11 protein-coding genes are annotated in these 14,542 nt (G+C 36.7%); 1 reads left to right on the top strand and 10 read right to left on the bottom strand.

What is annotated here, in order from left to right; genetic code table 11:
* From JCM19034_RS22510 to JCM19034_RS20145, 4 genes are all read right to left on the bottom strand, one after another.
* Positions 1-5,259 (bottom strand): 5'-nucleotidase C-terminal domain-containing protein (locus JCM19034_RS22510; protein WP_197276467.1); only part of this gene is annotated, 5,259 nt, incomplete at its 3' end.
* Positions 5,186-5,401 carry a hypothetical protein gene (locus JCM19034_RS20160; protein ID WP_062052574.1) on the bottom strand — a complete coding sequence of 72 codons (216 nt, stop codon included), beginning with the start codon at positions 5,399-5,401 and terminating at the stop codon, positions 5,186-5,188. The genes JCM19034_RS22510 and JCM19034_RS20160, both read right to left, overlap by 74 nt.
* A gap of 246 nt (positions 5,402-5,647) precedes the next feature.
* Complete coding sequence (locus tag JCM19034_RS20155) at positions 5,648-7,348, bottom strand: DUF6612 family protein (RefSeq protein WP_062052573.1); 1,701 nt, start codon at positions 7,346-7,348, stop codon at positions 5,648-5,650.
* A gap of 896 nt (positions 7,349-8,244) precedes the next feature.
* The gene (locus tag JCM19034_RS20145; protein WP_062052571.1) at positions 8,245-8,910 is read right to left on the bottom strand and encodes a hypothetical protein; all 666 of its coding nucleotides are present in this window, start codon (positions 8,908-8,910) and stop codon (positions 8,245-8,247) included.
* A 112-nt stretch (positions 8,911-9,022) separates the two neighbouring features.
* Here JCM19034_RS20145 and JCM19034_RS20140 point away from each other — a divergent pair, with 112 nt between their 5' ends.
* A complete protein-coding gene (locus JCM19034_RS20140; protein WP_062052570.1) occupies positions 9,023-9,619 on the top strand; it encodes a TetR/AcrR family transcriptional regulator in 597 nt (198 codons plus the stop codon).
* Positions 9,620-9,676: 57 nt separating this feature from the next.
* Here the strand turns inward: JCM19034_RS20140 and JCM19034_RS20135 are convergent, their stop codons facing one another.
* From JCM19034_RS20135 to JCM19034_RS23750, 6 genes are all read right to left on the bottom strand, one after another.
* Positions 9,677-10,867 (bottom strand): DUF4317 domain-containing protein, encoded by a 1,191-nt coding sequence (locus JCM19034_RS20135; RefSeq protein WP_062052569.1) that lies wholly within the window; start codon positions 10,865-10,867, stop codon positions 9,677-9,679.
* A gap of 257 nt (positions 10,868-11,124) precedes the next feature.
* Positions 11,125-11,760 (bottom strand): hypothetical protein, encoded by a 636-nt coding sequence (locus tag JCM19034_RS20130; protein ID WP_062052568.1) that lies wholly within the window; start codon positions 11,758-11,760, stop codon positions 11,125-11,127.
* 183 nt (positions 11,761-11,943) lie between these two features.
* On the bottom strand, positions 11,944-12,177 hold the full coding sequence (locus JCM19034_RS23755; protein WP_231687073.1) for a permease prefix domain 1-containing protein: 234 nt from the start codon (positions 12,175-12,177) through the stop codon (positions 11,944-11,946).
* Positions 12,174-12,503, bottom strand: a complete 330-nt coding sequence (locus JCM19034_RS20120) for a PadR family transcriptional regulator (protein WP_062052575.1) — start codon at positions 12,501-12,503, stop codon at positions 12,174-12,176. The genes JCM19034_RS23755 and JCM19034_RS20120 overlap by 4 nt, the downstream gene beginning before the upstream one ends.
* A gap of 201 nt (positions 12,504-12,704) precedes the next feature.
* A complete protein-coding gene (locus JCM19034_RS20115) occupies positions 12,705-14,132 on the bottom strand; it encodes a sugar porter family MFS transporter (protein ID WP_062052567.1) in 1,428 nt (475 codons plus the stop codon).
* Positions 14,133-14,321: 189 nt separating this feature from the next.
* The coding region (locus tag JCM19034_RS23750; RefSeq protein WP_231687072.1) for a hypothetical protein at positions 14,322-14,542 on the bottom strand (221 nt) is incomplete at its 5' end.

Raw genomic sequence — 14,542 nt, 5'->3', positions numbered from 1 at the left:
TGTTCCGTCCGTGCCATCCGTTCCGTCTGTGCCATCCGTACCGTCTGTTCCGTCCGTACCGTCCGTGCCGTCTGTTCCGTCCGTGCCATCTGTTCCGTCCGTACCGTCCGTGCCGTCCGTGCCATCCGTGCCATCCGTACCATCTGTTCCGTCCGTGCCATCTGTTCCGTCAGACTCTTCTTGAGCAAAAACAGCATAAATACTGAAATGAGAAGTTGCTGCTGATACATAGCCTTCTTCATATAATCCGCCAATTTTTTCCCAAGCTTTTGTATTTGAATTATAGTAATAGATGTTTAACATATTTTCATTAAGAGGTGCATCTCCATCAACGAATAAATGAAGTGTCACTTGTTCGTCACCAAAATCAGATAGTAAAACATTGCCTTGGATGATTGTAAAATCATAAATGTTGCTTACTAATTCACCAGGATATGGACGCAAGCTTTCGAGCAGTGCTTCTTCATTCATTTCATCAAAGCTAAATGTCACTTCTCCTTCACCGTCTGCAAAAATAGCAGCTGGAATTTCAATTATTACGTCTCGAACAATAACCTGAACTGTAGCACCTTTTTCAACTAAGAGTGCAATTTGCTCTGAATTGAATTTAACTGACTTTACATCTACAAATGATTCATCTAACAAGTTTATCTCAAGTGTACCACTGTTTTCTAATCGATCTACAGCATCATCAGACACAACCGCATTACCATCTTCAACGATAATGTCTACTGGGTCTACTGGGTCTACTGGATCTACTGGATCTACTGGATCTACTGGGTCTACTGGATCTACTGGATCTACTGGATCTACTGGATCTACTGGATCTACTGGATCTACTGGATCTACTGGATCTACTGGATCTACTTCAGATACAACTTTAATTGAGATTCTACCTTCTGTTTCATAATCGAGAGTGAATCCTTGAGCTGTTAAATATTCCGCATATTCAATCATAGCTGTTGTCATCGGAGTAACTTCCTCGTACACGACCTCTCCTCGGAAGTTATAGCCTGATCCACCGTTACCGATAAAATCATTCACAGCAACAATATACTCTTTCTCTAAATCAATTGGTTCTCCATTGATCTCAATCATAACGTCAATAAATTGTCCATCTTCTTCTGCTAAAATCGTATAGGCTATACCTGCAGCTTGAAGATCGATTTGGTTGCGGTCCCCTCTTACATAAGAGTATTTAAGTACATCCTTAATCGCTTCTCCAGTCATTTCAATAAGCATTACTTGGTTATCGAATGGTTCGATACGATAAATGTCAGCAATTGTTACGTCTCCTGGAGCAATCGAATCACGAATACCACCATTATTCGTAAAGGCAATATCTGCATCAGAAACATGGATCATTGCATCTGTCCAGAAGTTTCCAAGTGGAGCATCCATCTCATATCGTTCCTCATGAGATAAGCCATTCTTCGTTTCACCAATAACTATAGCTAAAACCTCTTCTAATTCTTCATTCCAGCGGTCAATAATTGATTGAACTTCTTCATTTGTTTCCTCTAATTCACTAACAACTTGCAGCTCACTCAACACTTCCTCGACTTCTAACGTTTCAGGATCGATGAACAAGTCAACTTGACCGACATAACTTGCATAGCTACCTGCTTGCACAATTGGTGTTCCATTAACAGTTTGATAGCTGTTTAACACTGTGTGTGAATGTCCACCAATAATTAGGTCAAAAAAGTCAACTTCCTCTGCAAGACTACGATCTGCATCATAACCGATATGTGTAAGGCCGATAATAATATCTGCTTCTTCCTCTAGCTGCTCTTGATATTTTAATGCTGTTTCAACATAATCATGGAACTCAAGTCCTACAATTCCACTTGGTGCTGTAGCAGGAGGATTCTGCGTTAAACCAAATACTGCTACATCAAAATCATCAAATTCAAAGATCGTATAAGGTTCAGGCTGAGCAATAGGAATTGTCGGATCAACAACTGTCGTATTTGCACTTAACCAAGGGAAGTTGGATTGAACTTCACGATCGGCAAATACATCTTGGCCGTAATCAAATTCATGATTACCAATGACCATAGCATCTAGCTTCATTGCGTTTAACATTTCAATGATCGGTTCACCAAGGTTAATATCATTAACAGGTGCTCCAGAAAAAATATCACCAGCATCTAAGTAAAGAGAGTAATCTACCTCTTCACGTCCGTTATTTATGAACGCAGATACCTTACCCAAATCATCGATACGTGAATGAATGTCATTCGTATGGTAAATCGAAAGCTGTGATAACTCATCACTCGGTGGTTCTACTGGTAAACTAGGATCAAAAATTGAGATTCTTTTACCTTCTACATAATCAATCGCTTCCGTTTGCATTTCCACATAATCTGCTACTGCTTCCCATACAAGGCCGCCTTCTTCTATAATACTATCGCTTAAGGTGTAATGACCGCCATTATGCATAAAGTCATTGTAGGCAACCTTATAAACTGCCTCATCTAACACAGCTGTACCATCATCTAGAGTGATGTCAACAATATCATCAAATACTGGCGTACTGCTACTACCTTTTACTAACTTATAGTAAAGTCCTGATGCTTGAACATCTACTGTACGATGGTAATTTGATTGATTTAAAATCATTTCTTTTAGCTTAGCACCAGTCGTTTCAACAACAACAATTTTATTGCCAAAACGGTCTAACGCCTCGATTTGCTCACGTGTAATATTACCAGCAGGAATATCACCTGTTACAGAACTTCCATTTAGTAAGGCGATATCTGATCCTGTTAGTGCACGAACTGCATCTGTATACAAATTACCTAAGCCTACGTCCGTTTCACCTTTGTTAGCACTAAATAATCCATTTTGCGTAGTGCCGATTGCTTCACCAATTGGTCCACTAGCATTAGGATCTACTTTAATTGAAATTCGTCCCTCAGAAGTGTAATTTAATTTTTTACCTTCGGAAGTTAAAAACTCAGCATATTCAATCATCGCTGTTGTCATTGGTGTAACTTCTTCATATACAACTGTCCCTTGGAAATCGTAGCCTGATCCACCTGTTCCAATATAATCAGGTACAGCAACAAGATAGGTTGCTTCTAAATCTATCGGCTCTCCATCAATTTCCAATATAGCATCAACGTACTGTCCGCTACTATTCGTTACGATTGTATAATGGAGCCCTGACGTTTGCAGGTCAATTTGATTACGGTTTTCTCGAGAGTAAGAATACTTGAGAACATCTTTAATCGCCTGACCAGTCATTTCAAAGAGCATTACTTGGTTATCAAACGGTTCAATTTGATAAATATCACCAATTGTAACGTCCCCTGGTGCAATCGAGTCGCGAATACCACCATTATTCGTAAAGGCAATATCAGCTTCTGCAGCAAAAGCCATCGCATCTGTCCAGAAGTTTCCAAGTGGAGCATCCCCATCAAAACGGCCGTCACGCGAGAGTCCCGTTTCGGATTCACCGATTACGATGCCTAAAATTTCATCCATTTGCTCGTTCCATTGATTAATAATCGCTTGAACTTCTTCATTCGTTTCTTCTAATTGACTAACTGCCTGTAAGCGGCCAGCAACGTTTGACACTTCTTTTGTGTCGGGATCAATCGAAAGCGATAAGTTTCCAACATGGCTAGCATAGCTACCAGTTTGGACAATTGGCGTTCCATTGACAATTTGTGGTCTCGTTAAAACAGTGTGAGAGTGACCACCAATAATCACATCAAAGTAGTCTACTTCTGCTGCTAATGCACGATCATCACTATAACCAATATGTGTTAGAGCGATAATCACATCTGCTTGCTCTTCCAACTCTTCTTGATACTCAAGAGCTGTTTCAACATAATCATGAAATTCGATTCCTACAATGCCACTAGGTGCTGTTGCTGGTGGATTTTGTGTTAATGTAAAGACACCAACATCGAACTCATCAAATTCAAAAATAACATAAGGTTCAGGCTGTTCGATAGGAATAGTCGGGTCAACTGTTAAATTGGCACTTAACCACGGGAAATTTGACTGTTCGACACGTTGTGCAAACACATCTTGTCCATAATCAAACTCGTGATTCCCAATCACCAATGCATCAAGATTCATTGCGTTTAAAATGTCAATGATCGGTTCACCTAAATTAATGTCATTAACAGGAGAACCACTGAAAATATCCCCAGCATCAAAATAAAGAGAACGCTCTGCAGCTTCACGCTCACTATTAATGTAGGCAGAAACTTTTCCTAAATCATCAATACGTGAATGGATGTCATTCGTGTGTAAAATCGTTAAATCTAAAGCATCTTCACTTGGCTCTTCTCCGATTGGATCAGTCGGTTCCTCACTTTCTGAGACAAGGACAATATCTTCAACACCACGAGGTTTTACTTGGTACGTACCATTGTAAACACTAGCAATCCCTGTGAGATTAACAACATCTCCATCTTCATAAGCAAAATCATCATAGGTAAGACCTGTGCGATTATCAACACGAATCAATACAGATTCACTACCCGATTCCGCTACAAATTCAAATGTTCCGAAACTATTCACTTGTTCTAAACCACGAATTGTGACTTCTTCCAATGTAATTAATTGACCTTGGTTATCATCATTAACTTCATTTGGTGTTACAGTTTGCGTTTCTGGGATCTCTTTCTCTCCCCAAATCGTTACATCTACTACTCTATTAATTTGAAATTCTCCATTGAAATTGTCTATTTCACCACGAACAAAAATTTCTGTACCAGCACTTACGTCATATTCGTTTTGGTAGACATACGTGCCACCAGTCTCATCTTGAATATAAAATCCTTTTGCTCCCCATGCCCCAGGATTCGTCGTAACAACACCTCGAATTGTCACAAAGCTACCTTTTTCCATTTCACGAGCATCAGCAATTGTTGTTACATTAGGAAAATCAGGATTTGTCGGTTCCGTATCGTCATCTTCAACTGGAGATCCATTGACAAATTCCATTGATGTAGGGCTTCTTAAACCCGGCGCACTAAAATAAAGTTCTAAACTTCCTGTCACATGCACTTTTTTACCGAGATTGTCAGGATTATCTTGTAAATTAAACTCCGCACGTATAGCATTATTGGGTAGTTGTACAGGTAATAACTTTGTTACATCTGTCTCATTAGGATCATCTGCTATAACAAGGTTTGTATTAGAAAAGTTATCAGTAACTAACCTAAAAGACCCTCCACCACTTTGGGCAGTTCCAACAATATACTTCCACCGTCGCAGTTCCCTCGTTGTTTGCAATCGCTTCCGTTACAGTAAGCACATCGGAATCACTGTTTTCCGCTGCCGCTACTGCTGCGAATGATTGAAACGGGCTAAACACGAGAGTAAGCATCACTAAATAAATCAAGACTTGAGTGAACACGTTTCTCCTCTTCTTCATTAAATAGCCTCCTTATTTTTTCGACTCAATCCATTTTGAAGTGGTTGATTGCCTATTCTTCTCTTTACTAAAAATAGCAATCCTTCCAAAATGATAGAGTCACGTATACAAGGCTATCCTAACAAAGCAATTTTAAGGTTATGTTAATTTTACATGTAAATGGTGTATATATTTAGCAGAACATGTCATATTCATGTTATATTACTGTTTAAATTACACTTTTCGCTATCTCTTTTACACCTCTCATTAAAGCACTACTCTCTCTATGTCGTCATCTCCATGCATTATTCGATACCACTGTATTTCATCTACATTGTCAGCTTTTAAATAATAGATGTATTCATCAATAATGTGAATGTTATGAACCTCTTCATCATCAAGGCTTTGAGTTATACCTTCCTCTATGTCATGTCTATGTAAACTTCGATTTTCATTAACATTTCGAAAGTAAACACTATTATTAATGACGTTAAAGCCTTCACTTGGTTGATTGGTAACCCTTTCGTTATGCCCGTTTTCTAAGCTCATTCGAAAGATCTGATAGTTATAGTCAGCATTTTCATAATAAAACCACCCATCTTCAATCGCAAAATACCTTGCTCTTATCCCATAAAACATCCGCTCAAATTCATTTTCCAAGTCGTTTAGGTCGAGAAAATAAAGTGTTTCATTATAATCTTTTTGATAAATCAAATGTTCTTGACCAACCGTAAAACGATTAGATTGATCGAGAATCACTTCCGTATCGCTCAAATCGGTTTTAAATCGTAAAATATGTATGTCACCAGATTCTGTATAAACAGTTGGCATAACAAAAACGTTATCATTAACAACGACGAGATTCTGAGCAAAGGCGTCCGTTATTTGCTGTCGCTCTGAGCCATCTTTTCTCATACGATATACATCACTATTGTTCACTTTATCTATGTAGAACAGCCAATCATCGATTACATTAATATCGGAAACTTCATTTTCCAATAACAACTGCTTCTCATCACCATCTTTCTTCTTGCGATAAAACCCTTCACCGTATGAGGAATAATAAATCCATTCATCATCACTTGCCCATTGTCCTCCATTCATTAAATTTGAACCTGTATTCCCTAATGTTTCAGGAATAACCTCTGGTATGTGTAGCTCTCTTTCATTATCCTCTTCTGCAAACTGAGCGGCAATATATTCCATCATCGAAAGTGAATCATCGAACTCACCAACTGGCATTGCTATTTCCTCTATTTTGTTATGATTAAAGAAGGAAATTTCCACTTTTTCTGACCAAGGAAAAGGATCACCCGTTTCTAAAAAATCATAATCCGCGACATACTCCATACTTAATTCTTTAACAAAAAAATCATCCTTATCAATTCCAATACGTAAGTTAAACTCATTGATATCACTATAATCAAATTGAAGGTCAAAAACCCCCGGTAAGATTGATGCCGTGGTGATCCAGAATGGATATAAATCCTTTGAAAAAGTTAAATCATCATTCACTTCATGCGAAAATTCATAAAAAAAGACATCATCTTCCTCACTAAACTGTAATTGTTCTTTCCGATTGTTGACCTCGTCTAAAACCTTTAGTAAATGATCAGGTGTCTGGTCTTCTAAATCGTATCGTATTAACTGATCTAATTCTGGCTCGAATTCTAAATAAACCATGTCTTCAACATAATAAGCAGTTGTCTCATATAAATGAACAGAATCATTACTATTTGACTGACTGACAGCACGAAAAGGCTCGATAATTGTTTCCCCAGATAAATCAATATTTGTTTCTACATCATTACTATCCTTATTTTCTGATTTAATTTCAAAAGCGTAACTATCCAAACGTCCCATTTCTTCTATTGTTTTCTCTAATATATATTCAGAATTCATTTCTCCTTTACTACATCCTGCAATAAAACATACTCCAACGATGAGTAACCAGTAGTTTTTCTTCATCTCTTCTCCTTTTTTACTATTATATTTATGAATTAACTTCTCATTATACTTTAGAATATGTAATTGTTTAAATCAAAAGCAATTAAAGGAGTTTGAGAACGAATTGGAAGTAGACGGTTCATTCTAGCTAATGGAACTTCATTAGAAGATAGTGGTTTTTATTTAGGTGGTGATTCTATGGAGATAAGTGAAAGTTTAAAGGAATAGCCAACCGAGAGTTTTTGAAGAAACAGGATCTTATTTAAAAGATATGATTCCTATTATATCGATCCCTATCGTTGTAGAAACTAATCATAACTACTCTTTTTTCTTTCCAATTCTTTTACTCTCATTTCTAATTCCTCTACTTTGTTTTCTAGCGTATTTTTTTTATGTTTAAATTTATTAATATATTGATTAACGAGATAAACTAAATAGACGGGTATGCCTATTACAACTATCAAAAAGGTAAGAATAATAAGCCAACTAGTAAACATTTGAAAAACATTTTTCATAGGAATCTCCTCTCTAGAAGATTTACTTTTCAAATATTAAGTTTAACATAAACATTAGTAATATATTTACTTTATTCACCTTTTTATCCAACCCGTATGGCTTTTTCAGCTTGGCATTAGTGATTCCATGAATTCATTAGATATTTTACAATTTTCCAAGAAACGACAGACAGCATAAATAACAGACTTCCAAACACAACTCCTATTGGCAGACCCAGATATGAAGGTACTGTCAAGTTAGGCCATAATTCCATTCGAACTTCACTACCGAGAGTATATAAAAGTCCACCTATTACAGAAATGACCGTGCATACACATAATCCAATTGATAGAACTCCGAATACCGGGATTGCCAATGCACGAATTGTTTTTTAAAAACCATTACACTTAAATACATCCCAATCACCTCTCTAATTTTCTCATTTTATCGACCGTTGAACTCTTGTGCACGTATACCTTATTCGAATAAATGACTTCACCTACTTTACAATTCTGTCCGATCTTCACATCATCTCCGTATACACAATCTACCTCTGTTTGCTCAATAGTTACATACTTACCTTTAATTGTGTTAGCCACCATCTTTCTTCTAGCCAAAGACAATATATTTAAAAACGTTGCTTGTGATGAACTTATTATTACTTCTTCTTTTCCTTCAATTTCCTTAACATTAGATGGTGAACTCACTTCAATGAATACCCGTTCTCCAACAAGCACATCTTTAACTTGTAAAAAACCTTTTGATTGAAAAATTGTACACAGAAGCGACTTGCTAATATGCAGGCTTCCTGAAGAATCAATATAATTTCCAGTAATCGTTGCAAATGACCCTTGCCCTACGTTTTTTAAATGATGACACGTAAGTGCACCATCGACAGAACATGAACCTTTGTTAACAAACTCGTCAGCTTCTACAGGAGCTTTTATTTTACAATAGCCAAGAATATGAAATGTTTTTACTAGTACTTCTTTATGAAAAGTGGCCGCCCCTTTTATTGAAATTTCTTTAACCTTTTGCTTCTCTTGAAACTGTTTATTCCCTAATACAGATAACCTTTCATTCTCCATCACATTCCGCCTCCCTCAATTTGATCAAACCATTTAACATACTATATAGTATCTATATACTAATTAGTATATTAAACTGAATATGATATAATTGTCAATAGGAGGAAGAAAAATGAGAAAACGATTAACTCATGAGGAACGGAAACAAGAAACGCGCAAAAGACTTTTAGAATCAGCTGCTGACACCTTCGCAAAATTAGGTTTTCACGGGGCTTCGGTAGATAAAATTGCAGAGGAAGCAGGGTTTACAAAAGGGGCAGTTTATACACATTTCAAATCGAAAGAAGAACTATTTCTTGCTTTATTTGAACAAAAGATCGACTCTCATCTAACGACGATTCATCATATTGTCGAGCAAGAGAACTCACTTGATCATGTTATTAACAAACTCGAGCATTATTTTGATTTAGACAGACAGAATAACAAAGCATGGGGCATATTAAATATGGAGTTCTTGTTATATGCAATGAGGAATGATTCCGTACGTGAAAAATGGTCGAACGTCATTTTAAAATCTGTAGAACATATTACAAAAGTAATTCGTATTATAAGAGAAGAAAACGGAGATACATTTGACCTATCTTCCGAAGAATTAGCTTGGACCATTTTATCTTTAGAAAATGGCATAGGTATTTTCCAATATATTTCCGGAAGTCATGTTCCAGCTAATTTATATGGTAAGTCATTACAATCGCTTTTTAAGTCCTAAAAAAATAAATAAGTGAGGTTGTCTCATCAAAATTTAAGACAACCTCACTTTTCACCTTCAATCAACCTGATCCTTCACCTTTTCAAACAACACTTCCGGAATCATTTCAAAACCTTCAATTTTCGTATTTTCTTCTACTTCAATCATTAAACAAAGCTTGCCATTCACATGGACTTGACGTACGTATCGTAAGTCTTGTGGACTGATGGCAATGTCGGCTATTTTCGTTTTAATTTTAATCGATTTTGTCGTATATTTTGGGACGATGTTACTTGCTTTTAATTCATATTTTTCATCATCGACGACACTTTTGAAAGCAACTTCAACTTTATCGCGATCGACTCCTTCTAGCCCACTACTTTTTAACACTTGTTCAACATCTCTATAATCTAATTTCGGTACCTCTTCCTCCTCATTTTCTTCGATTATACGATGAACCTCATCGTATACGTTCGATAGCGTTGTCGTGTTGATTTGCTTCCCCGCAACGTTGCGAACAATTTCCTCAAATGCATCCTTATCCTCCTGAGCCGTTATAATCTCTTCAGCATTGATGACTTCATTAATAAAATGATCATCCAGTTCATTCACTTTTCCAGTTGAATAGAGAATATGGTTTACATCTGAAGCATTGTCTGTCACAGATGGAAACATAAATCCCGATATTGGTGCCTTCAAGTCAATAATCGGATCAACAACAATATTATACTTAAACTCCTTTTCCACATAGTCAAACAATAATTCCTTTTTTGGATCTTGGGTACGATTCATGCTGCATAGAATAAATGGGTGAGAATATACCGTATCTAGCTTACTTTCTTCACTATCATCACTTTGACGCTTCATCGGTTTTTTATACTCGCCACGAATAAATGATACGACAATATCCATTTCGTATTGTTTATCTTTTAGCATCTTTTCCACGATTTTCAGCATATGACTTGTCCATTCCTCTGTATCATGACAAATCAAACCTTGGTGAAGAATGAGTTGACTGCTATTTTCCACATCACGCTGGAATTTTAATTCGAACAGTTTTTCGTCCAACTGACCTGTTAGAACCTTTTTGAAATTATTGACGAATAACTCCTTCTGCTCATCTTCTAATAATTCGAATCGTAAACTTTGCTGATGATAGATTTCACTTGACTCCTTCATTATGTACACATTAAACATTTCTTTTATTTCAAGTAAATCATTGTTTATTTTAAATTGTCTGCGAATATTTGCGATGTCTTTTTTATTCAAGTTATTCCACTCCTACTTTGGGTATCATCATTCATTTTATCATAGTTAGGCGTGAATTGAGTGTGTGCACTATTCGCTAGTTATAAAAATTAAAAAACAGCAAAGATGAATAACTCCCTGCTGTCGCTCTTATATACGTTTCCTTAAAAACGTGGGCCTCGCTCCCGGATAGTATATTCACTGTAAGCTTCATGCTTCAACCAATTTCACCAATCTCTTCAAATGTTTTTTTCACGTTTCTCGGCAATCATCACCACTTATGACACCTCTCTGCGGTAAGAGAAATAATACATGCTTAACGGCCACCATAATACACCGAATATTGGATAAACCGCCCATACTACACTTGGTGAGAAGAAGACATTTGTACAAATAAAAAGTATGCTGATCAATAGCGTCGCATGAATAGAGAAGGAAAAATACGAATTCCGCTTAGCATGATAAAGAGATAACGGCCACCATAAAATCAAAAATGCAGGGAAGATGGACCACGGGTATAATGGTTCTAGGAAGATATTTAAGATAACGTAATAAAGGATAAAGATCACACTTATCGTAAGTGCTACAACCATTTGTTTATTCCTTTTCCCTATAAATGTTAAAATAGGCCATAAGAAAACCGGTGCCACCGCATATAAAAACCACGGATAATTAGGCGTGCTCATATAATTCTCCGTTAATAAGTAGATTACTATGCTAAAACTTCCCACTAGCGAAAACGATTTATGCCTATTCTTTATAAAAGAGTAGATACCGAATGGTAAAATGAAGACTGCTAGAAAGGGATGAATAAGCCAGTGATACTGAAAACTCGTTACGTAATTAACAACGATTAAGAATAATACGATTAACACACATCCTGCTTCAGCAAATCGCCATTCATAGTTATGCATATTACTTATCACCTTTTACTTTTAACCATTTATAATACATCGATAACGGCCACCATAGTATGGCAAAGGTCGGATACACAAACCAAATGACTTGGGGAGTATAATAAAAATTTATGAATATAAATAGCCCAATAATTAAAAGGCTTCCCCAAATGGAATATTCTAAATTTAATCTTGTATTTCTTAAATAAACTGGTTTTTTCCAGATGTAGCTCCCAATTCTTTTTTCAAATCCTCTATATCTCCAAATTCGACAATTGCCTTATTAATTGCATCTTCTTCTGTTTTTCCATGTTCCTTCAAGTCAAAGACTTTTTCTTCCAAGTTTTGTAAAACTTCCTGTATCACAAACTCTTTCTGATCACTTTCAGGTACATCCTTAAACAGGTCGTACACGTACTGAGTTAACTTTTTCAATTGAATCCCTCCATAAAAATATCAATTACTTCTTTCGTTTCTTTCCATTCCTCGACACTCTCTCTAAAATAGGCTTTTCCAAGCATCGTAATGCGGTAATATTTCCTTTTCCCCCCTTTTGACTCAGTACCAAAATACGATTCGATTAACTCCTTTTTTTCTAATCGCTGGAATACAGCATATAATGTCGCCTCCTTTATCTGGAATCGCTCATTTGTGCGATTAGTAATTTCCTTAGATATTTCATAACCGTATCGATCCTTTTCCAATATTAACCGCAAAATGATTGAATCTAAATGACCTCGAATAAAATCACTTCTAATCAAGTTACCACTTCTTTCCATAATAATTACTTTATCAGATAGAGTTCTACCTGGCATAGTAATTATAACCTCATGTACTCTATCTGTCAAAGTAATATTAAAATTTTCAAAAAAGATCGTTGTAACGTGTGAGGCATTAAAAAAACAGCAGAGATGTATAAAATCCCTGCTGCCACTCTTCTATACGCTTTTCATAATAAATAACTACGATTTATTGAGGTTCTCCTGTACAGTATACTCACTGTAACCGTCATTCTTTAACTCACTTGATTTCTTCTTCAACCAAATTTGGCCAATTTCTTCAAGTGTTTTGTTTTTCGTTTCTGGAACGATCGTCATGACGAACGTAAAGCAAATCGCGTTAATCACTGCAAACATCCAGAATGTGAATGCTCCACCCATATTATTAATTAAAATCGGTGTGAATTGACCAATCGCCCAGTTAGCACCCCAAAGGAACATCGTCGCGATCCCAACTGCTTTAGCACGCAAATGATTCGGAAAAATTTCTGGAATCATAATCCAAGGAATCGGTCCCATTGAAACACAAAAGGCTGCCGTGAACCCTGCTACAAATACAACTAATAATGGTCCACTATGAGCTGGTTCGAAATAGAATACGCTACCAATTAAGACCATGAATATCGCCATTAAAATTGAACCGATCGCCATTAATTTCTTACGCCCAAGCTTATCAATCAATAATAGAGCGACAATCGTAAACACTACTTGAACACTACCTATGATACTTGTTGCTAAAAACTCAGTGTTATTTTCAAAACCTACACTACGGAAAATATCTGGACCATAATATGTGACCGCATTCATTCCAATCACTTGATTAAAGAGTGCAAGGAAAATCCCTACTCCCATCGCCATTCTTAGACCTGGCTTTAATAGCTGTTTAATAGACGTATTTTTTTCCGTTTCGATTGAGACTTTAATTTCTTTCGCTTCTTGTCTCGCTACTTCCTCGCCATTAATCCGTTTAAGCGTTTGAAATGCTTCATTCTCTCTTCCCTTTTGCATTAAATAACGTGGGCTTTCAGGGATAAAGAATAGCAACACGAAAAAGATTAAACCTGGAAATACACCATAACCTAGCATCCAGCGCCAGCCTGTTTCTAAGCCCCAAGCATACGTACCACTATTGGCTACAGCATAGTTAATGTAAAACGTTGCACAAATACCGAAGATCGTAAATAACTGATAAAGCGATCCTAATCTCCCTCGGATTTTTGGCGGTGCACACTCACTAATATACGTTACTGATAAAGCCGAAGCGAAACCGATTCCAAAACCACCGATGACTCTTGCAATAATTAACATCGTCACACCAGTTGCAAAAGCAGATCCTAATGCGGAGATGATAAATAAAATCGCTGATAAAAACATAATATTTTTACGCCCATATCGATCACTTAAAAAACCGGACATTGCTACACCAATTACTCCACCAACCATTACACAAGAAATCACCCATCCTTGCATTGCCGGTGTTAATTTATACTGTTCTGCAAGAAATCCAATTGCCCCAGAAATAACAGCGGTATCAAAACCATACATTAAACCCGCTACCCCAGCAGCAACTGCAATTAAAATTACGTACCATGATGACTGTTTTTGTAACATGTAAATTCTCTCCCCTTTAGACATTTATCTTTTTTCGAACAAAACGACTCTCTCCATTATTTTTCCTGCTTCTCACTGTTAATGGTGTCGTTTTCATTATTCATTTCATAACGTTAAGAACGCTTACAAACAATTTATCATACGTAAACCCTTCTCAAATCACATTCATCTGCACATTATTGTTATTACCTAGACTTTTTTGTAAAAGAAATTCGTTTTTTGATGCATTTTTGCATTGCTTTTCTCCTCAAACTTGCACCTATTCGCCTTTTGGTGCGGTTTCGCGTCGTTTTCCTCCTCCAAACTTGCACCTATTCCCCTTTTGGTACGGTTTCGCGGTGCTTTTCTCCTCAAACTTGCACCTATTCGCCTTTTGATGCGTTTTCGCGGTGCTTTTCTCCTCAAACTTG

The organism is Bacillus sp. JCM 19034, from assembly GCF_001310635.1.
Taxonomy (GTDB): domain Bacteria; phylum Bacillota; class Bacilli; order Bacillales; family Bacillaceae_D; genus Halalkalibacter.
Note: the sequence above shows the minus strand (reverse complement) of the source record. Positions and strands in the feature narration are given on the sequence as shown.